Consider the following 21,209-nt stretch of genomic DNA (forward strand, 5'->3'; position numbering starts at 1 on the left):
AAGGTCCTCGAAACCGGTTGGGGAGCAACATGTCAGGGGAGCCGTTGCGTATTCTGCAGCACCGCCGACGTTCGCTCCATCGGGGCGAGGGGCGTGGAGCCCATCCAGGGCCGAATGCAGTTCTGACTACCGCTGAATCGCTTCCGATCTCAGACCGCCGTCCACACAGCGAGCCGAGCTCCACGTCTAGGGCGGCCGCACCCGCCACCGGCCCGAAACCCGTTCACGTAGCGATTCGTCCTGGATAGCGATGTGGGTAGCGAGCCGTTCTTGGTACCAGATCCCGAAGGACAGAAGTGACTGACGAGCATGTGCGAAGCATGTGGACCACGGACCCCGGTCTCGGCACCGAGGTGGAAGAACTGTTCCGACGGGCGATCGCGGCCTATCGAGAGAATCCGCATCTAGTCGCCGAGCACGCGAACCATGAGGAGTCGATCCGGATCGGCGGCTACTCGAACCGCACTCTGCTCGAGTTGGTGCAGAACGCCGCCGATGCCATGGCGGGCATCACCGAAGACGGCCCTGAGCAGGGACGCGTCGAGATTGTTCTCGACGCCACTCATGGCACCCTCTACTGCGCCAACGCAGGACGACCGTTCTCGAAACCGGGCCTCACCGCCATCGCACACGCACACATCAGCGGCAAACGCGGAGATGAGATCGGTCGCTTCGGGCTGGGCTTCAAATCCGTTCTGGCAGTGTCACATTCGCCTCAGGTATTCAGTCGATCGGTATCCTTCGAGTTCAATACCCCCGAATCCAAGGCTGCTATCGCCCGAGTCGCCCCCAATGCAACTCGGCAGCCGGTGCTACGAACAGCGACCTTGATCGACCCGAATGCCCACTTCGCCTCCGACCCGATTCTGGCCGAACTCGCCGCCTGGGCAGTGACCATCGTCAAGCTGCCGGGGACGAACCACGTTCCTCGCCTTCGGCAGGAGATCAAGGACTTCTCCTCGGAGTTTCTGCTTTTCGTGAGTTCCGTGCGCGAAGTCAAACTCCGCATTCTTGGGGATGAAGGTTTCGAAACGAGTCATTCGTCCCGAAATCTGGGCGGCGGTGTCTTCAAGATCGAGCGACCAGACGGAAGCGGCGACGAGTGGATCGTCGAGGACCAAATGCACACTTCGTCGCCCGCAGCACGCCGCGAGGTCGGCGAAGCCGTTTCGCGGGAAAAAGTCAAGGTCACCGTTGCAGTGCCCAGGCAGCAACGCCAACGCCGCATCGGTCAGTTCTGGTCGTATTTTCCGTTGTTGGACGAAACGACAGCATCTGCCCTCTTTAATGCGCCTTGGAGCGTGAACGACGATCGCACGACCCTGCTCCGGAATACCTACAATCGCGACATCCTCAAAACTCTTGGCCAGATGTTTGTCGATATCCTGCCGCGACTGAGCAGCCTTGACGACCCCGCCGCACACTTCGACTACCTGCCCGCCCGCGGTAAAGAGGAGCGTTCCTTCGGCGACTCGGTGCTGTCCACACAGATCCCGCGCCTTTCGGCCCAGGTCGCATTGATTCCGGACCCGAGCGGACGCCTCCGGCCCGCGTCCGAACTTCGACCGCTCGACTTCACAATCGATATCGCCGCCAAGCACCATCAGGCGTGGACGTCCGCCCCAAACACCGGAGACGACGTTCCGCATTGGCGGTGCTACACCACAGACCAGCGGAAGACGCGCCTCCGAGATCTTTTCCTTGCCGGATCAGATTCAGCCGCTGCGGAATTCGACCGTCAGGACGCCCTGCGCATCCTGGACAAGATTCCGAAGCGTGGACTTCTCAGCTGGCTTCGCGAGTGGGCTGACGGCGACGTGGAGTCCGCCGCGACGGCCTTCAAGTTCGTGGTCGATAACTTGAACCTTCCCCACATCAAGCAGGCCAAGGTCATCCCAACCGACAAGGGTCTGTGTGCTCTGATCGATCAGAGCATGGTCTTCCTCGAGCAGGAGGAGGACATCGAGATCGAAGGTTCGGCCTTCGTGGATCCTGGATTCCTAGCATCCCCCGGAATCCGAAAGAATCTCGAGCAAAACGGATTTCGCAAGCTCGATCCGCTCGCAATTCTGACTGCTCGCGTCGCCGCCCTGGCCAAGGACTCCGACGACGAATCGCAGGTCAAGTTCTGGGACGCGGTCGACGGCGTCAGGACCCCGGATGCGATCGCTACATTGCGAGCGAATCCACATCACGCGGTCAAAGTACCGACTCGCGATGGCGGCTGGGCGTGGCCCAGGCACGTGGTGGCAATCGATGAGAAGCTGGGCAGCCAGCATACCGGAATCCTGTTGGATCCGAGCCGATGCAATCTCGACATCGCGCTCGAGCTGGGCGTCGTTCAAAAGCCGGTCAAAGACTACGAACTCGCCGATGAACCGCTCGCGTCGGAGTATCAAGAGTGGGCGATCAAGTCCGTCAACTCGAACCTCGGGCCGGGCGAGCGTCCGGTGGTCAACGTTCGGCTCTATCCGAAAGCCAATGCTTCGCCAGGTCCGTTCTCGATGTTACTGATCCTGCGGGATGCGAATGCCACCCCCAGCACACGCATTTCCTGGACGCAGGACATCCTGATGTTCGGGGACGAGGACTGGGGTTGCCACGATGCGGATTCGGGGACGACCTACCCGATCAAATCGCCGGTCCGCTGGGCGGTCGAACGCGCAGGGTTGGTGAACTCCAAGCACGGTGTTCGGGCGCCGCATGAAGTCGTTGCGCCATCCCTGATCAAGTACGGTGCCCTGCTGCCGTTGTTCACGGGCCCTACTGCGGTGGCCGATGTCCTCCATCTCCCCGATGAGCTCGAGCACGTACCTGCCCAGCTACTGCGGACAGCCCTCGGCAGTCCGATGCTGCCACCGACAATCAACGATGCCGTGCTGACCGAGTTCATCCTCATCGCGTGCAACCGGGCTTACCCCAAGTCGTCGGCTCCTAAAGTCCCGGCGCGAGTAGGTCGAGCGCTCGAAGCACGCTCGCCGAAAACGGTATTCGTGGCAGTCACCGACGAACAGTGCACCTTTCTCGACGAACGACAGCGGCCATACCTGAGGGCGACAGCGGAACAGGTAGAGGAGCTCGTCGACCTGGTCGGGTGCAGTCGATTCGAAGACACCTTCGCCTTCTCCATGCTCATCGAGGGAAAGCAGACGAGTGAGCGTGTCCTCGACGTCTTCACCGGTCTGCGTCCGACGACGGTCGCGGATCTCCTGACAAACGCCACGATGACGCGAGCGGAGCGGGTGACCAAACGTGTGACCCTGGATACGGGCACGGAAGACCAATCCCTCGAATGGCACCCTCTCGGGCTGGAACTCGTCATCCAGAACGATGTCGAGGAGGCCCGCGTCCTCGACATCGTCAACGATGCCTTCGATCTTCGCCTCTCCAACTACGAGCTCATGGAAGTCCGACAGCAGGGCATCGACGATAACCTCGATCGCCTCCGCCAGGAGGCGAAAGCCGCGGTCACAGATGCGGACCGCCTCGAAATCTATATAGGCGACGACGACCTCCGCGAGGCACTGCCAAATGGCCTGTGGCAAGCGCTCCAAGCCCAGGGATTGGTGGACACGTCGACATCTGTCGGCGATCTGTATCTCACGGTTTTTGGTTCGGATTCGATCAAGCAGCTCGGTCCGGCGTTCCAGCAGAAGGGATTTCCTGACGTTCCGAGCACTTGGGCAGGTGGAACGCAGACCATCTCCTGGTTGCGAAGAATGGGATTTGGATCCGAATACGCCGGTCAGCGTGGACAGTCCGAAGATGCCGAGTTCGTCGTTCCCGGCGCAGTCATTCTCAGCCCGCTCCACGACTTTCAACGCGACATCAGTGACAAGCTGCAGGAGGTCCTGACCCAGCGCGACGAGAAGGGTCGCGCGGCCAAGGCCATGGTTGAGCTACCGACCGGAGCAGGCAAAACGCGTGTCGCGGCTCAGACCGTCCTCGAGATGTTCATCGACGGCAGACTGAGCGGGCCCGTCCTGTGGATCGCGCAGTCGAAGGAACTGTGCGAGCAGGCCGTTCAGACTTGGAGCATGGTCTGGCGAGGTCTGGGCGACGAACGGCCGCTGACCGTAGGCCGGCTGTGGGACAGCAATGTCATCCATGAACCGGATACTGCCTTCAGCATTATCGTCGCAACGGATGCGATGCTCGACAGCGTCCATTCGCGGCCCGAATACGAGTGGCTGCGCGATGCCAGCGCGGTCATCGTCGACGAAGGTCACCGCGCAGGCGATTCCGAAAGATACACCCGCCTGTTGAGTTGGCTCGGAGTCGCCGGCCACGGCTGGATGCGTCCACTTGTCGGGTTGTCCGCTACGCCGTTCAAAGGCAAGTCCGCCGAAGCCACCCAGCGGCTCGCGGCCCGATTCGGCAATCAAATCCTGCGAGCGTTCGACTCGAATCCTTACAAGGCGCTCGTCGACCTCGGAGTCCTGGCACGGGTCCGACATCAGGTCCTGGACGGTGTCGACGTCGCGCTTACCGCGGCGCAGCTCGCCAAGATACGGAGTTCGAGGCTGATCGATCCGACAGTCCTGGATCAGATCGGCAAGGACCACAAACGGCTGTCGATCGTCGTCGACCACATCATGACTCTGGATCCGGACTGGCCGGTGCTCGTGTTCACCCCGAATGTTCTGTCGGCACAGATACTCGCCGCGACGCTCCGCTATCGAAAGATCGCGGCGGAGTCGGTCAGCGGCCAAACCGGACGCCAGCAACGCCGCGATGTCATCGATAAGTTCCGCCGGGGCGAGATCCGTGTCCTCACCAACTGTGACCTACTTATCCAAGGGTTCGACGCCCCGGGCGTCAGAGCCCTCTACATTGCCCGCCCGACCTTCAGTCCGAACGCCTACATCCAGATGGCGGGCCGGGGGCTGCGTGGGAAGGCGAACGGAGGCAAAGAAGAGTGCCTCATCGTCGACATGGTCGATGACTTCGGAGATATCAACTCTCTCTTGGGATTCCGTGAATACGAACATCTCTGGCGGGAGCAACGCGCATGATCCTCGTTCCTGATCTGACCAATATCCGCCGACAATCGCGTAGCGGCGCGGAACGGCGCGTCGCGCAGATACTCGACCGGATCGACGGCCCTTCGGATGCCGTCGCCTTCTTTTCCCAAACTTTGCGTTCCCATCCCTATAAGCAACAGGCAGAGGCGGACTTCGTCATCCTCTGGAATGGCGTCGTAGTGGTGGTGGAGGTCAAAGGCGGCGGAGTCAGCCATCACGATGGAGTGTGGTATTCCGTGGACAGCCACGGGGATTGGCACAAATTGGAGTCGCCGATGGAGCAGGCTCGCTCGGCGATGTACGCGCTGCGCGACATTCTCCGGCAGGAAGGTGTCGGCTGGTTCGCCCGTGAAGCAGTCGTCGTCACTCCGGACATCGCCGCACCCCCGCCGGCGATCGGATGGAAGCCGACACACTGGCTCGCCAAGGACAACATGACCATCGCGGGGATGACAGAAGCTCTCGACACCATTGTCGAAGGCAGCGAGAGTCCTCCATCCGGCGTGCCGAAGGCACGCACCCGCGATATACGCGATCGACTGTTCGGTGAGTTCACACGTATGCCTGTGATCGACGCACAACGCGGTGCGGTGCTAGAGGAACAGAATCGGGCTACCGAGGCGCAGGCGCGGTTCCTTGCCGCACTCGCACGAAATCCACGCATGATGGTGCTCGGCGGCGCAGGCACCGGAAAGTCGCTGGTACTGGCGGAGGCGGCCAAACAAGAAGCCGGCGAGGGGCGTTCAGTCCTGATCACCTTCCGTTCTCCGGCTCTGGCGGGCTTCTTCGGTCCGCTCGTGGCCGACCACGAGATCGATCTGAAGCCGTTCGACGAAATCGGTGACAAGTCATACGATGTCGTGCTCGTTGATGAAGCGCAGGATCTGATGAACGCCGAGGCGATGGACCGCCTGGACACCGCGATCAAGCACGGACGGGCCGACGGTCGCTGGCGAATGTGCCTGGATCCGAACAACCAAGCCTACGTCGACGGGCACTTCGACAATGACGTCTACGAACTGGTGAGCGCTGAAGCGTTATTCTTCGAACTGGATCGCAATGTTCGCAATACGAAGGCGATCGTGCACGTGGTCCAGGAGTACCTGGGCGCCGATATCGGGGATCCCGGAATTGTCCACGGAGACAAGATCCGATGGCACTGGTCCGGCGCCGCCGACGTCACCGATGCGACTGCGGTCGCCCACCGGCTGATTGCCGATGGGGCACGCAGGTCCGCGATCTGGATCATCAGTGTCACTTCGACCGCCGCTCCGCGAGTCACTGCGGATGGCATAACCGTCACCAGTCCGCGATTCGCCAAGGGCCTGGAAGCCGAGCATGTGATCGTGTGCGATCTACCTGCGGAGTTCGATCGTCTGGGGCTGGCGGCCTTCTACGTAGCGGTGACCCGTGCTCGAGTCGCACTCCACATCGTCGCCTCGGAAGCAGACAAACGGCGTCTGCAGGAGCTGACGCGAAAGGCAGGAACTCGGAAGTGACCCTCACCGATGCTCAACAGTCCGCACTGTGCCATCTTCGCTCCGCCTATGTCGGACCGGAAGGTGAGGCCGACGAAATCCTGTTCAACAGACCTCATCTCGTGTACTCCGTCGGAATGTTGTTCCCGGTGGAGTCGACAGAACCCGAGCCTTCTGACGATGAGCTACCGGCCGCGGTAACCGAAGGGGACGTCGAAGAAGACGGCGCGAGCGTTCCACTGGCCAAGGAGTGGCGTCCATCGTCGATCGCAATCTCGTTCGTCACCGACTCCCCCGCCATAGTCTGCGAGTTCTCCGGAGGAACCTACGCAGCACTCTCGGGTGAAGGTCCGCCCAGATGGCAACGACATCCGTTCGAGTTCAAAGAGCTCGAACTGACCGCAGAACAAAGGCAGCGATCGCTCACGGCCGGGGCAGTACCCGTTCAAATCGGGTCTCGCTGGCGGCCGTACGGCGACGGCGCATACCTCGTCACCGTGCACGCTCGATTGACGACGGATTCGACTGGCGACGACAAGCTCGACATCCCCCAGATGCTGTTCCAGGTGGGCCTTTCAGTTCGTCCCCACGGCGACGCCCAGATCCTCGAGTACGACACCTCGCGTACCTTCGATATCGACCACGAGGCCAGGGAGCTGCGGCTCCGCTACCGAAACCGCAAGGTCTACGCCGTCGGACACGGCATGTCGGCGGATTGGGAATGCGGGCAAGACCGTTGTAGCAAAGTGTTTTTGACGCCGGTGCCGGCGTTCGTGGTTCCCAACGTCGAAACCACCGGCTTCGAGGCGTCCTCGGTGGAGGCTCGGGCCCTTCGTCTCGACGAACTCGCCCGTGTCGCCGACGAACCCGACCGCGTCCTTCCTCTACTCGACGCGTTTGTAGGGGCCTTTTCGCGGTGGGTAACCGATCAGGAAGCCCGGGTCGACGAGTTCGCACACCAAGCAACCGTCGCCCGCACGATAACCGATCGCTCGCGGACTGCCGCTAGCCGAATGGCCGCGGGCGTCGATCTGCTACGCGATCCGGAGCGAGGAGAACTCCGGACCGCGTTCGCCCTCGCCATGACAGCGATGGGCCACCAAATGGAGCAGCTGAAACGCATTCGGGGGGAGGAAGCCGTCCAACCGGCTTGGCGGCCCTTTCAGCTCGGATTCCTATTGGTCTCGCTGGCTTCCACAGTCGATGAGGCACACGAGGACCGGGGGTTGGTCGACCTGATCTGGTTTCCGACCGGCGGTGGAAAGACCGAGGCATATCTCGGTCTCGCAGCGGTCGAGATATTCAGACGTCGACTGCGATATGGAGTGGCGGGCGGTGGCACCGCGGTGATCACCCGATACACCCTGCGCCTGTTGACCGCTCAGCAGTTCCAGCGCGCCGCGGCGCTCATCTGTGCGATGGAGATACTGCGCAAGTCAGATCCGAGAGTGCAAGGCATGGCGCCGTTTTCGATCGGTCTGTGGGTGGGCAACGAGGTCACACCGGTGAACGCGACCGAGGCGAAAGAGGCACTCGATCGTTTGCACAGAGCCGATCGACCGGAGGAAGCGAACAAGTTTCAGGTCGAGAGCTGCCCGTGGTGCCTCAGTCCCCTGGTGCCCAAACAGCGGACATCGGACCGGACCCGCTATGGCATGCGTCTGGTCGGTGCGGATGTCGTCGTGCACTGCACAAACACGGAATGTGAGTTCAACCGCGAATTGCCTTTGGCAGTCGTCGATTCGGTCATATACGACGAACCACCGACGATTCTCCTGGCGACCGTCGATAAGTTCGCACGACTTCAGTTCAATACCAAGGCCGGAAAAATTCTCGGGCTGAACACGAACTTCAAGCAACCGTCGCTGATCATCCAGGATGAGTTGCATCTGCTGTCCGGGCCGCTCGGTACCACAGTGGCGGTGTTCGACGCGGTTATCCAACTGTTGGCGTCCAAGCACGGTTCGCGACCGAAGATCATCGCCTCGACCGCCACTATCCGAGCTTCGCAGGAACAGGTCAGAGGACTGTACGGGCGCGACGTGGCCCTCTATCCGCCTGCTGGACTCGATGAGGACCGAACCTTCTTCTCCCGTCCGGTCAAAAATGGCACCGGCCGCTTGTACCTCGGGATGATGCCGCAATCTGTGCCACAGGCGTCCGCGCTGGTCGCTGCAGCTACGCCGCTGATCGAGTTGCCGGCCGTACTCATCAGAGAGCAGACATCACACCTGCGCGATTCGTTCTGGACTCTCGTGATGTACCACAACAGCCTTCGGGAACTCGGCCGAACCGGCACCCTGGTCGTTGATGACGTGAACGGCCGTCTGGAGACCCGCGCAGAACGTCTGGGGCTCTCGCTGCGCCCGGTGCGGGCCGGGCGCGTACTCGAGTTGACCAGTCGTCGCGGTCCTGAGGAACTGCCGAACGATCTGCGAGAGCTTCGGACCAACGCCGACGAGTCCCCGGAGGCGATCGATGTGGTGCTGTCATCGAACATGCTGTCGGTCGGCATCGACATTCCGCGCCTTGCGCTCATGTTGATGGTTGGGCAGCCGAAGACAACCGCTGAATACATTCAGGCGACCAGTCGCGTTGGCCGCGGCGAAATTCACGGCATCGTCGCGACGCTGTTTCGGTCCAATCGTGCCCGTGACCGATCGCACTTCGAGACCTTCCGCGGCTATCACGAGGCTCTCTACCGAAGTGTCGAGCCCACCAGCGTCACCCCGTGGTCTTTGGCGTCCCGACACCGTTCCCTGGCGGGCGCTCTGGTCGCACTGATACGCCAGTCATTCCAGAAACTCGCGGAGAACACGTCAGCAGATCAGCTCGATCTCGGAGACGACCGCACGTCCGGCGCGATCGAGCGACTCATCGATTTATTCCTGGAGTGCGTCAGCCGATCGGACGGTATCGAGGAGGAGGAGACCAGGGAAGCAGTCTGGCGCCTCCTCCGCGAATGGGATCACCGCGCCGAGAGCGCACGCCAAGCGAAGACCGGCCTGCGCTACGAACGTCAGAAACAGGCGGATCAAGCACTGCTGAAACGATTCGGCCAATCGGGCGATGGGTGGGTAGTCGGCGACTCGATGCGCTCGGTAGAACCCAGTGTCGCCGTTGATGTCAAGGAACCGAACGAGGAGGTTTCTGGTGCAAAGAATTAAGCATGACCTTCGATTGTCCGAGACGATCACCCCCTTCGGCGTCGGCGCCATCGTCGACGTCCGCGGCGAATCACTGATCGCGCCCGACACGTCGTGGTGGCCTAAGAAGCCGGGCTCAGAGATCCATTGCGACCGTTTGCTCGCACGACTCGGCCCCGGTCAGCTGCGCCAGCCGCCCACCCACGCGGGCCGCGCCGCCAACGACACCCCAGGACTCCTCTACTGGCGCTTTCCCATGTGGCGGTTCTGTGAACGGTGCACAAAGCTCTCGAAGTTCACCGGCAAGCACAAGGGCAAGTGGTCGAATACGTGCACCTGTGGCGGGTTCCTCGTTCCGATGCGGTATGTCGCTAGGTGCTCGAAAGGTAGCCATATCCAAGACATTCCATGGTTCGCATGGGCACACCGCGGCCACGACGCGGGCGTGACGGAAGAGGTTCGATTCTGCCGGGCCTACGATGAGCTCCGTTTCGTACGCTCCATGAAACACGGCGAAGGCCTCACTTCATTGCGTGTGAGCTGTAACAAGTGCAAGCGGGCACGGCCGCTGTCCGAGCTTGTCATGAAAAGCTCGCTGCAACGCGACGGAATCCGGTGCGACAGCCGCCAGCCATGGGAAGAGCCGACTGACGTGCAGCAGCCGTGCGAGCACCAGCTGGTTGCGGTTCAGCGAGGTGCTACCAGCAACTACATGGCCGAGCGCATCTCCGCCCTGGATATTCCGGAAGAGCGTCCGCAATCCGAAGCACAGATCGACTTGATTCGAAGCCACGTGTACTTCGAGAAGGTGGTGGCGGACAACGCCGGCCCCCAGGCCGAGATGGTGGCGGGCTGGATCGCCGAGGAAGTCGGCGTTAAACGAGAGGTGGTCCTTGCCCTTGCCGCAGGCGACGGCGGGCCCGCCGAGCCGGTGATTCTCGATCTCAAGGACGGCGAGTGGGCAGCGTTCGTCGAGAAGCTGGGCAAGGGTCGCGATCACAGCGACGGAGAGTTCGTGGTCGACGGATGGGCACTCCCTGACCAGGCAGCCGGGCCGATGTCTCTGACTCGCTGCCTGTCGGGCGTAGGCCAGGTGCGACGGGTACGAGAAGTCCGGGCACTCAAAGGGTTCCGCCGCCACGACCCGGACGCAGATTTGATCAAGGCCGATCTAGGGCCCGATCGCATTCGTCGCCCGACATATCCAGCGGTCGAGATGTTCGGTGAGGGAATCTTTCTTCGATTCGATGAAGGCGCGCTCGCCCAGTGGGAACGAGAGCCCGCCGTGCAAGCCCGTGCCGCGATCCTTGGCGACCGCCGCCGTGCGTCGAAATGGGCTCATCGGATCGACGTCCCCGAGCCGCGTTTCATCGCGCTTCACACCATCGCACACCTGCTCATCCGTCGGCTCGCGTTTACCAGCGGCTATTCTTCGGCCTCGTTGCAAGAGCGCATCTACGCCAACTCGGATCGGCCCGACCGTACGGCTGGCATCCTCATCTACACCGCCGCAGGCGACGTCCAAGGAACACTCGGTGGGCTCGTTCGGCTCGGCGAACCCGAGCGATTTCTGCCGCTGTTGATCTCCGCATTGGATGACGCCGACGTGTGCTCGAACGATCCAGTCTGCATCGAGAGCGATCGTCAAGGTTCGTCGTCGCTCAATATGTCGGCCTGCCACGGCTGTGCACTCGTCAGCGAGACCTCCTGCGAGACAAGCAATCGTCTGCTGGATCGTCAGTTGGTATTCGGTGACGGCCGAGAGGTTCGTGGATTCCTGCAAGACGTGCTCCCGGAGGTGCGGCGATCACTGCACGCAGACTGACCGCCGTCGGCGGATGAGATCACTTCCAACAGAAAGAGGAACCGTTGACCTCCAGGGGTGCGGAATTCGGTCTTTGGCTGACCGAGCAAATGCAAACGCATGAGCTGAATTCATCTGAACTGGCTCACCATCTGGGTGTCACCCGCGCACTCGTAGAAGCCTGGCTGGACAACCGTTCGGAGCCCCGCGCAGAGCTGGTCGACAAAGCACAGAAGCTATTCGTGTCCCGGCAGGCGATTCGCGCGGCAACCCCATTCGGCTCGGAGCAGGTTCAACAGCCGGTCTCCTGGTACCACCGGCCTGGACATGTCGACGGCGGGCGCGAATTCGGCAATGCAGCGGCCTTCGCCTTCGAAGCCGATCTGGAAATTCTGGCTCGTGAAGCAACCCAGAACAGCCTGGATGAACGCGACCGGCGCAACGACCGACCGGTCACGGTCCGTTACACATTGCACGAGCTCACCGGCGAGGCCCTGACCCGATTCCTCGCAGCGATGTGCTGGGACGACCTTCGCCCACACTACGAAGCGGCGGCTGCACAGGACCAGAAAGTCGGACGAGTCGTCCGATCAGGTCTGCGCGATCTCGACGAAAAACACCGGCTTGTTCTACTACGCGTCGACGACTACAACGCGAATGGGCTGACCGGCGACGACTACGAGGACGGCCGATTCGCCGCAGTGGTGCGACGCCAACTCGACAGCCATAAGACGGACACGAAGGCAGGCGGTTCCTATGGGCTCGGGAAAGCCACCCTGTGGGCGGCGAGTCGACTCGGGCTCGTCCTGATGAATTCCACGCTCTCGGAACCGCACGAGGGGCGAACCGAGCGCCGGCTCATCGGCAGGCTCGAATTGCCATGGCGGGAAGTCGACGGCAGACGGTATGCCGGCCCCGCCTGGTTCGGGCGCCCGGATTCCCTCGCAGGCAACGCGGAAGTGGCACGTTCCTGGTGGGCGGACGAAACTTATACGTCGGAGCTGCACCTCACCCGCGAGGACGATGCTCCCGGGACATCGTTCTTGATCGTCGGAGCACACGACGTCGCCAGCCTTGCCGAGATTGTGCCGGGCCGGGCTCCCGACGCCATCGACGATGAGGACACCTTGGAGCGCATGCATCAAAGGTTGGTCAGTGCGCTCGGTCGAAACTTCTGGGCCGCAATGACATCGGGGGGCACGCAGCCGCCGCTGCTCGAAGCGTCCGTCCGCACGTTGCGTAATGGGACCGAGTATCTGGCGGAGGAGCATGTTGATCCGCATGTCCATCAGCCCGCACGTACCCGGGCTCTCAAGGCATTTTTCGATGGCACCACCGTGGAACGTCTCGTCGAGTCGGGCCAGGTAGCGCTCACTACAGTGCCGTTGAAAGTTCCCGATCGCGATGGACGGACCGGAACAGGCGGCGAGCATCGTGCAGCGCTGCTCGTGACCGAAGCTTCGGATAGCGACGGCAGAATCAATCAGGTGACCGCGATTCGCGGCAATCGCATGACTGTGAAGACCAGCTCGGTGCCCGGCCTGCCGATCGGGACCAATCCCTTCCAGGCGGTTCTGCTCGCTGGACTAGCGGGAGGCAAAGCGGCACCCTTCGCGGACGTGGCAGAGGAGTTTCTGCGCTGCGCAGAACCCCCGGAGCACAACAAGTGGAGTCAAACAGAGGAGCTGAGGACCCTGTACTCCCCTTCAGCTCACCGGCGTATCGCCGCCCTGACGACAGCCACCAACAAAGCAGTGCAGGAAATCGTGGCGGTTGCAAAGGAAGCCGGAAAATCCGACGGTGCGGCGAAAGTCCGTAAACGCCTTAAAATTTCAGGCAAACCTACCGCCAAATTGAGTGGGCCGTTGCTGCCACCGAAGCTCGACGACCTGGAAGCGGTGATCGACCCGTCCGGTGCGTGGCAAGTGACCGGTGAGATCAAACTCTCGCCCGGCGCGGAATCATGGCACATGAGTCCGGTGGCCAAGCTCGACGTACGTTCCGGCCCCCGCCCGGTTCTGAAATGGGCCGAGCTCATCGCAGTCAGCAATTGCGAATTGCTCGACGGCGTACTGCAATTCACACCAGGTGCCCGCCGAGCCGTGTTTAGAGGCGTGACCGATGTGTCGGCACATCCGGTGCGTGCCACACTAACCGGACTAGTCGTCGAACTGCAGGAAAGCAAGGCGGGTATCGAATGAGGGCATACCCATATCCCCGGCTGACCGGATCTGTGACGGTGCGTGTCACGTCCGTTCGGCTCCGCGGCGTCGATGACAGCCGCGAACAGTTGGACACCAAAGCCTTTTCGGTTGTCGAGCAGGTCGTCGCCCTCGGCAGAGCTGAGCGCGACGACTGGCGAACCGCCAGATTAGCCCTGCGGGCCACCGTACCCAGCCGGGAGATCGAGACGAAGGGCGTTTGGTCCAACATCTCTGTGATCGCTGTCTTGGCAGAGGGAGCGACAAACGTACGGACCGTCGCACGGTTGTCGGCCAGTGGAACCGACGGACGGGAGTGGGTCGGGGAAATCGAGCTCCGTCGAGAAGACCATCTCGACCGCGCAACTCTCGCCGTGCATGTGGTGGCCACGGTCGACGCGACTGATGGTCGGATCATCGCCTCCACGCAACAGGATTGGCTCGTTGACCTGACCGCCGACGCCCCCTTGCGAGATCGCCAACTCGACGTAAGCACAATTAGTTTCGCGCGCAGCACCGAGTGGCTGCGGAGCTTCCGAGATGCGCCCTGGATCGTGGAGACGTCCGGCCGGATGCCCGCCGTTCGACTCAATTCGGATTTCGAGGGGCTGGCCGCGCTCATGGAAGAGCGAGGCTCGAAAGTCGAGAGCATGATGGGAGAGATACTCCTCGCCCACATGTGTGCCGACGTGTGGACCGCCGTATTCCACACCGCCATAGGCGATCTTGAGATCGAGGAGGATGGAACGCCGGTCTTCCCGGCCGACTGGCGAGGTGCGGTTCTGAGAGAAATGTTGCCAGACATCATCCCGGGCAGAGAAGCCACTGATGCCCTCCGAGAAGTGCACCTTCGCCGTACCGGTCAAGGGAGTTGGGCGGACCTACAACCGCGTATCCAATACGCAGCGGCACGCCGCGCCGAGGTGCCGAAAGCTCTTGCGACCACAATTCGTGACATCGAACGACTCGATCAGGAGACAGGCGCGTGACATCCCGCCCCGAGCACCTGCCGGATCGGCTTGCGCTGATCTCCGATGCGCAGGCTGCGGAGTACATCTCGACAGGGCTGCTCGAAGGCCGCGAAGACGTTCCGTCCATTGCGATCAACAAGGTTGCGGAGCCGTTTCCGGGCGACGACGCACGCTTGGCCCTGCATCGTGTTCGAGATCTGATCGATGACGCGCTGACCACCTTTCAGGGACAACGCCCTACTGCAGCGGACTCGTGGCTCGCCCCCCGTCTGCACGAGACGCTGCGGCTGACTCGTCGGGAAGCAGCGGACAAGGAGCTCTGGACGTATCTTGCCCTCGGCGTTGCACCCGACTATGTCGTGTGGCGACATTTGCCAGAACCGAAGGCAGACGGAACGCGCGGCCGCATCGCACGCGACCGGTTTGTCGGCTCGCATTTCAAGCAGGCCTTCGCACGACTCTGGTGGACAGCAGAACTCTTCCGCAATGGGCCCGACTACCGACCGGCCGTGTTGGCGTGCAGCAACCAGGACATGCTCAATTCAGCCCTTCGGCTCGACGTCATCGACCATCGGCCGACCGCCCTTGCCCTCGTCAGACTCATCGAACGGGGCGTAGTCTCGACAGGCCGGGAAGTGAACGCACTCACCACCGCGGTCAACACGGCCGCGGCAACCCTGATGTATGACGTGATCGCCCCCGACAATGCTCGCGAGGACGAATCGTTGCGGGACTGGATTGCGGGTGCCGAATCTGCTCGCCCATCACCCCGGGGCACGCTGCCTGACGGTCCGGAAGACGAGGCGGCTCCCGAAGACGCTGTCGAAAGACTGGCGGATCACTTCGCGATGTTGTTCGCGGATACGCAAGTCAGGGGGCAGCGGGATTCTGCCGAATAGCAATGCTCCTGTGGGAACCCGCAGGACATTGACTTTGGTCACCACATCCCAAGGCGCGCAACTCGTCTGATGTAGTCGCGGGCACGTTCGGCCAGGAGCGAGCGGCTGCCAGCGCTTCCTCCGACGGCGGGGCCCCGAGCACCGCAGCAGACAGTACGTGCATGCCCAGGCGCGGCGGCACGGCATTGCCGACCTGTTGTGCCTGGTCCTGCCCCGACCAAGGAAAGTTGTGTGGGAAGGTCTGGAGGACACCGGATTCGGCGATGGTGAACCGGTCGTATCGTCCGGCCGCGAGGTCGGATTCCGACTTGTAGATCTTGTTGCGCGAGACTTTGCCGGTCACCGTGAACGCAGGTTCAGAGGCCTGGCGCCTGCCTCGATTCTTCGGGTCACCTCCAGATCCGTAATTCGACACAACAAAGAAGTCCAACTGAGGTTCCGATTCGGAGTCCGACGACTGCTGAGACTTAAAGCGAGAGACCCTATCGCAAGAGCCGCTCAGCTGACTCGCCGCGCGAAGAGAATCTGCCATCGAGACCCAGCTCTGTTTGCGCCCGAGTACCGAAGTCTCGGCCAACAGCGAATCCGTCTGAGCTACAACGCGTTTCCCTCGATGTACATCGAACGGCCGATGAGTGGTCGGGATCGCTTCGACAGCCCCTCGCCCAGGCCGGCGCGCGATAAGCACTGCGCGCGTGCGGGTTTGCGGCACGCCGTACTCCTCCGTCTTCAACTGCCAGCATTCCGCTTCGTACTTCACGCCTCCGAGCCTTCCCTCACCCCCCCGAAGAATCTGGGCGTATACCTCCCAGAGCGGCATGACGGCAGGCACCTGTTCGAGAACGATCACCTCGTATGGATTGCGGTCGTCGGTGTCGATCGCCTTCAGCAGCCAGCGCAGCGGCTCGAGGACAAGGGCGGTGCGCGGATCGTCGAGAGCGCGGAGATCCTCATCGATCTCGGCCTCGTTCTCGTCTTCATCCACCAAGCGGTGGATGAAGCGCTTCACGGTCTCCAGCGCTCGCCGCCCAGCACCGGTTCCCGCGACGGAGAAGGACTGACAGGGGGGACCGCCTGCGAGAATGTCAACCGACTTCGGGATCTGGTCGAAGCGGTCCTCGCGCATTACCCGGACGTCGGCGTGGATTGTCGGAAGGCCTGCGGCATAACGTGTCTCGCATGCGTTACCGTCCCACTCGATTCCCAAGCTCTTCAGACCCAGGAAGTGTGCCGCCACATCCAGCCCGCCGGGTCCGGCAAAGAGGTCGAGGATGCGGACTTCGTCGAGGTGACGAGCGAGGACTTCCGGATCGGTCATGGGGTCGAAGTGTAGCCGGCGCGCGAGGTTTCCGAACCGGTCAACGCGGCGCGTAGGGCTTGACCGATCGCCCGCCCTACCGGCGGCGGGGAAGCATGTCCAATCTGGCGGTAGCGGGCGGTCTTCTTCCCTGCGAACTTCCAGTCGGCCGGAAAACCCTGTAGGAGCGCGGCCTGTTCGATTGTGATTCTTACCATCCCGCCCTGCCCGGTGTCCGGCTGCCAATGGAAATCTGGACCAGGGAGGTCATCTGCGATCGCCCTTCCGTCGACACCCATTCGCGCCCATGCTCTCCTTGTACCTGCTGGCCCCAGGTCTGCGCCGCCCCGCATTTCCGACCCACCTACAAGGGTGGGCGCAACACTGCGCGCCCCGGCAGCCCACCGCTCAGCATCCTGCCAGCCGCGGGCGGCCATGGAATCCAGCAGAGCTTCGCCAACAGACCGAGGCGTGAGTGTAGTCGGTCTCGGCCGACGAAAGGCGCTGAAGTGTTGCCTATCAAGCGCGACAAGGAATCCTTGAAGCCGCTTCTGTGGCACTCCAAAATCAGCGGCATTAAGTGTGAACCAGTCGAATTCGTAACCGAGGTGGTTCAGCTCCGAACGTACAGCTTCGCGGGTCACTTTGAAGCTGGGCGCCAGCGCGAGTTCTGGAACATTCTCGATGAGCAGTGCTCTGGGACGGAGAGCATGCGCTAGGTAGACCGTGGCATCGAGAAGTCGGAGTTCGTCCCCCGTCTCGGTTCGCGCCGAAGTCGCGCTGGACTTCACCCTGGGTAGACCGGCCGAGAGCAGATCGACGTCATAAATATCCCGGTGCTGCTGCGGAGAGAAGTCCAACAGATCCATCTCCAGCACAGGCCATCCTGGACGATTAAGGCGCAGCGTGGCGCATGCCACTGCCTTCTTGTCCAGGAGCAGAGCCGGCGTAAAACCCGCCTCCTCCAACCCCAGCGCCAATCCACCTGCCCCCGCACACACGTCGACAAATCGTAGTCCGGTCATTGACCTGCCTTCCGTAGGCCAATTCCGCCTTAACGTCCTGTCTACTCTACGTCGGGAAGACGAGCTCGGTGTCGCTCTTGAACTTCAGACGTCACCGCGCTCGGACGGAAGACTCCGTGCGCCAATGGCTTCCGAACACGCCCCAGACGCGATCCCAACGGGTATGGTTCGCTGCGCGTCCCCCGAAAATTCATCCCACTTTATAGAGGTTTCAGATGAAGTCGGTTAGAAGAGGTTTCACGCTCCCCGCTGCTGGTGCTGTTGCTACGGCTGCGGTGCTTACGTTTGCCGCGGCGCCTGCTTCGGCTGCCAACGGTGGCAAGTTTCAGACGATCTACTCGTTGACCAATGGGCCCTGCATTGCCGTGGTTGATTCGTCGGTGCATGGGCCGGGGTATCCGAGTTCGGCTACGTTCACGGTGAGTACCAATATGACCGGGTTCGGGGCGTGCAGTTTGGATGTCACGCTGCATTGGCGGAACGTTGACACCGGGGAAACCGGGACGCGGACCGCTAAGGCTACGGGGCCGGGGTTCTGGATCAGTGATCCCAAGACGACTGTGTTCCAGCCGGGGTTCGGGAAGTTCGTTGGGACGGTCACTGTGAATGCGTTGAGCATCGGTTCCTCTGGGCAGGTCGAGTTCACCGTCGAGCCCTATCAGGGGTGAGCGCAACACCGATCAGGAATCAAGAAGCGCTGGTCACACGCTCGGGCCTAGCGTTGAGCCCATGGAACTCACACTCTCACAATGTTTTGTAGCTGCTAACGATCACGACGAGGCGCTGGCCTTCTACACCGAGGTGCTCGGGCTGGAACTGCGCAACGATGTGCAGGCTCAGGGGATGTTTTGGATCTCCGTGGGGCCGAAGGCGCAGCCGGATGTCACGATCGTGATCGAGCCTGCGGTCGCCGATCCGAATGCTTCGGAGGACGACCGGAAGGCTGCCGCGGACCTGCTCGGGAAAGGGCTGCTGCGCGGGGTCATTTTCGGAACCGATGACCTCGATGCGACCTTTGAGCGGATCAGTGCTGCCGGGGCCGAGGTGCTGCAGGAGCCGACGGATCAGTTCTATGGGGTGCGGGACTGCGCGTTCCGGGATCCGTCTGGGAACATGGTGCGGTTCAGTCAGCCGGTGCAGAAGGACTGATCAGAAATAGCCGACAGGCCTGGCACTCGCTGAGTGCCAGGCCTTACCTATTTCCGAGATCAGATATAGGGGGTTGGGGATGGGGCGCAAGGGATTTCGGCGACGGTGCCCGGGCTGAAGGTGTTGAGCATCAGGGCGGCGACGGTCGGGTCGACAGAGATGGCGTTGTGGCCGGCGAGGTTCACCGGGCAGACGTCCTGGAGGACGATGTTCGTCGCGTTGGGGGCCTCGCGGTAGCCGTTGGTGTAGGGGACGACTTCGGTGTCGGCGCGGGTCAGGAGGTTGGTGTACTGCACCTCGGGGGCGTAGACGCCGGCGGCCTGGAGTTCGTGGATGTTGTCGGAGACCGGGAGCATGTCGACGCAGCCTTGGCAGGTGGTGCGTAGTTCGGCGAAGACCGAGTCCTGGATGCCGAGGCCGTAGGCGGCGTTGACGATCGGGTCGGCGACGTTGGTGCCCGCGTAGATGGGGGCGAGGTTGAAGACCTGGTCGACGACCTCGGCGCCGCCGTCGGCGAGGAGGTAGCGCGCGGCCACCAAGGTGCCTTCGGACCAGGCGAGGAGGTCGACCTTTTCCGCGCCGGTGGCGGCCAGGACGCGGGCGACGAAATCGCGTAATTCCTTGCTGGAATGGGAGATTGGCGCAAGGCCACCGGTCCCGGCGAGAGCGCCGGACTGCCAAGGGTAGACGCCATAGGTGACCGAGAAGACGCAGTAGCCGTTGTTGTGCAGCAGCGGGGACATGGCCGGCCAGCCCGCGCCGTTGCCGAGGACGCCGTGCACGAGGACCACCGGTTGCGGATGTTCCGCGGTCGGGACGCAGGACCAGTCGTTGCCGCCGGGCGGATCGAAGGGGGCCTTGGCGTTCAGCGCGGCGGCGACGAAGGCGGGAACCGAATAGACCACCGGCAGTTGCTCGGGTTGTGCTGCGGCGTGGCCCGCGGGCACCAGCAGGACTGCGGTCACAGCGAATCCGAGACGACTCCAGAACCGACGCAACTCAATCCTCCGAAGGTCGAGGCGCACACCGCCAGTAGCCAAGAATTAGCTGTCACCATAGCCAGCGAATTCGGCGCACCCGGCCTGCGACACGAAAAGGCCCGGCACCCGAAGAGTGCCGGGCCTTTTCAGGCGTAGGAATTACGCGGTTTCGGTGATCGGGCGATCGACCCAGCTCATCAGCCCACGCAGCTTGGCGCCGGTGACCTCGATCGGGTGCTCGGCATTGGCCTTGCGCAGACCCTCGAGCTCCTTGTTGCCGCCCTCGACGTTGGCGACGAGGCGCTTGACGAAGGTGCCGTCCTGGATGTCGGCCAGGATCGCCTGCATGCTCTCCTTGGTGCCGGCGTCGATGACGCGCGGGCCCGACAGGTAGCCACCGAACTCGGCGGTGTCGGAGACCGAGTAGTTCATGCGGGCGATGCCGCCCTCGTACATGAGGTCGACGATGAGCTTGAGCTCGTGCAGGACCTCGAAGTACGCCATTTCGGGGGCGTAGCCGGCCTCGACCATGACCTCGAAGCCGATCTTGACCAGTTCCTCGGTGCCGCCGCAGAGCACGGCCTGCTCACCGAAGAGGTCGGTCTCGGTCTCTTCCTTGAAGGTGGTCTTGATGACGCCGGCGCGCGCGCCACCGATGGCGGCGGCGTAGGACAGCGCCAGGGCCTGGCCCTCGCCCTTCGGGTCCTGGTCGACGGCGATCAGGGCCGGAACGCCCTTGCCGTCGACGAACTGACGGCGCACCAGGTGGCCGGGGCCCTTGGGGGCGACCATGGCGACGGTGACGTTGGCCGGAGCCTTGATCAGGCCGAAGTGGATGTTGAGGCCGTGGCCGAAGAACAGCGCGTCGCCGTCCTTCAGGTTCGGCTCGATGTCGTTGGTGAAGATGGAGGCCTGCGCGGTGTCGGGCGCGAGGACCATGATCACGTCGGCCCAGGCGGAGACCTCGGCGGGGGTGCCGACGGTCAGACCGGCCTCTTCGGCCTTCGGGCGGGACTTGGAGCCCTCGGCGAGGCCGACGCGGACGTCGACGCCGGAGTCGCGCAGGCTCAGCGAATGCGCGTGGCCCTGGCTGCCGTAGCCGATGACAGCGACCTTGCGGCCCTGGATGATCGACAGGTCCGCATCGTCGTCGTAGAACATCTCGACTGCCACTTTGGGTATCTCCTTCTGATTTCTTCTTAGGTATTAGGCCCCGGCCGAAAGCATGCCGGGAG

At 62.5% G+C, this 21,209-nt stretch carries 12 protein-coding genes; 8 read left to right on the top strand and 4 right to left on the bottom strand.

Annotation, left to right across the window (positions count from 1 at the left end; translation table 11 throughout):
* Window positions 1-296: 296 nt before the first annotated feature.
* Genes IBX22_RS38255 through IBX22_RS08525 form a run of 7 tightly spaced genes read left to right on the top strand, consistent with a single transcriptional unit; the run spans window position 297 to window position 15,523 of the window.
* Window positions 297-5,015 carry a sacsin N-terminal ATP-binding-like domain-containing protein gene (locus IBX22_RS38255; protein ID WP_309234490.1) on the top strand — a complete coding sequence of 1,573 codons (4,719 nt, stop codon included), beginning with the start codon at window positions 297-299 and terminating at the stop codon, window positions 5,013-5,015.
* On the top strand, window positions 5,012-6,523 hold the full coding sequence (locus IBX22_RS08500; protein ID WP_194814757.1) for an NERD domain-containing protein: 1,512 nt from the start codon (window positions 5,012-5,014) through the stop codon (window positions 6,521-6,523). Before IBX22_RS38255 ends, IBX22_RS08500 begins: the two co-directional genes overlap by 4 nt.
* Entirely contained in the window at window positions 6,520-9,669 is a 3,150-nt protein-coding gene (locus IBX22_RS38260) for a helicase-related protein (protein ID WP_194814758.1), read from the top strand. Before IBX22_RS08500 ends, IBX22_RS38260 begins: the two co-directional genes overlap by 4 nt.
* Window positions 9,656-11,473 (top strand): DUF1998 domain-containing protein, encoded by a 1,818-nt coding sequence (drmB, locus tag IBX22_RS08510; protein WP_194814759.1) that lies wholly within the window; start codon window positions 9,656-9,658, stop codon window positions 11,471-11,473. The genes IBX22_RS38260 and drmB overlap by 14 nt, the downstream gene beginning before the upstream one ends.
* A 44-nt stretch (window positions 11,474-11,517) precedes the next feature.
* Entirely contained in the window at window positions 11,518-13,653 is a 2,136-nt protein-coding gene (locus IBX22_RS08515) for a transcriptional regulator (protein WP_228538255.1), read from the top strand.
* A gap of 32 nt (window positions 13,654-13,685) precedes the next feature.
* A complete protein-coding gene (locus tag IBX22_RS08520; protein WP_228538256.1) occupies window positions 13,686-14,642 on the top strand; it encodes a hypothetical protein in 957 nt (318 codons plus the stop codon).
* Entirely contained in the window at window positions 14,639-15,523 is an 885-nt protein-coding gene (locus tag IBX22_RS08525; protein ID WP_194814761.1) for a DUF6339 family protein, read from the top strand. Before IBX22_RS08520 ends, IBX22_RS08525 begins: the two co-directional genes overlap by 4 nt.
* On the opposite strand, the gene IBX22_RS08530 is transcribed toward IBX22_RS08525, so the two are convergent.
* Both IBX22_RS08530 and IBX22_RS08535 read right to left on the bottom strand, forming a co-directional pair.
* Entirely contained in the window at window positions 15,495-16,841 is a 1,347-nt protein-coding gene (locus IBX22_RS08530) for a DNA cytosine methyltransferase (protein WP_194814762.1), read from the bottom strand. The genes IBX22_RS08525 and IBX22_RS08530 overlap by 29 nt on opposite strands.
* Window positions 16,838-17,845, bottom strand: a complete 1,008-nt coding sequence (locus tag IBX22_RS08535) for a DNA cytosine methyltransferase (RefSeq protein WP_194814763.1) — start codon at window positions 17,843-17,845, stop codon at window positions 16,838-16,840. The genes IBX22_RS08530 and IBX22_RS08535 overlap by 4 nt, the downstream gene beginning before the upstream one ends.
* Before the next feature lie 729 nt (window positions 17,846-18,574).
* Between IBX22_RS08535 and IBX22_RS08540 the strand changes: the two genes are divergently transcribed.
* A complete protein-coding gene (locus IBX22_RS08540) occupies window positions 18,575-18,994 on the top strand; it encodes a VOC family protein (RefSeq protein ID WP_194814764.1) in 420 nt (139 codons plus the stop codon).
* 59 nt (window positions 18,995-19,053) lie between these two features.
* Here IBX22_RS08540 and IBX22_RS08545 read toward each other — a convergent pair whose 3' ends face one another.
* Both IBX22_RS08545 and ilvC read right to left on the bottom strand, forming a co-directional pair.
* Window positions 19,054-19,959, bottom strand: a complete 906-nt coding sequence (locus tag IBX22_RS08545; RefSeq protein WP_194814765.1) for a triacylglycerol lipase — start codon at window positions 19,957-19,959, stop codon at window positions 19,054-19,056.
* A gap of 174 nt (window positions 19,960-20,133) precedes the next feature.
* The gene (ilvC, locus tag IBX22_RS08550; RefSeq protein WP_194815683.1) at window positions 20,134-21,135 is read right to left on the bottom strand and encodes a ketol-acid reductoisomerase; all 1,002 of its coding nucleotides are present in this window, start codon (window positions 21,133-21,135) and stop codon (window positions 20,134-20,136) included.
* Window positions 21,136-21,209: the final 74 nt, after the last annotated feature.

Source organism: Nocardia sp. XZ_19_385 (genome assembly GCF_015355755.1).
Taxonomy (GTDB): Bacteria; Actinomycetota; Actinomycetes; order Mycobacteriales; family Mycobacteriaceae; genus Nocardia.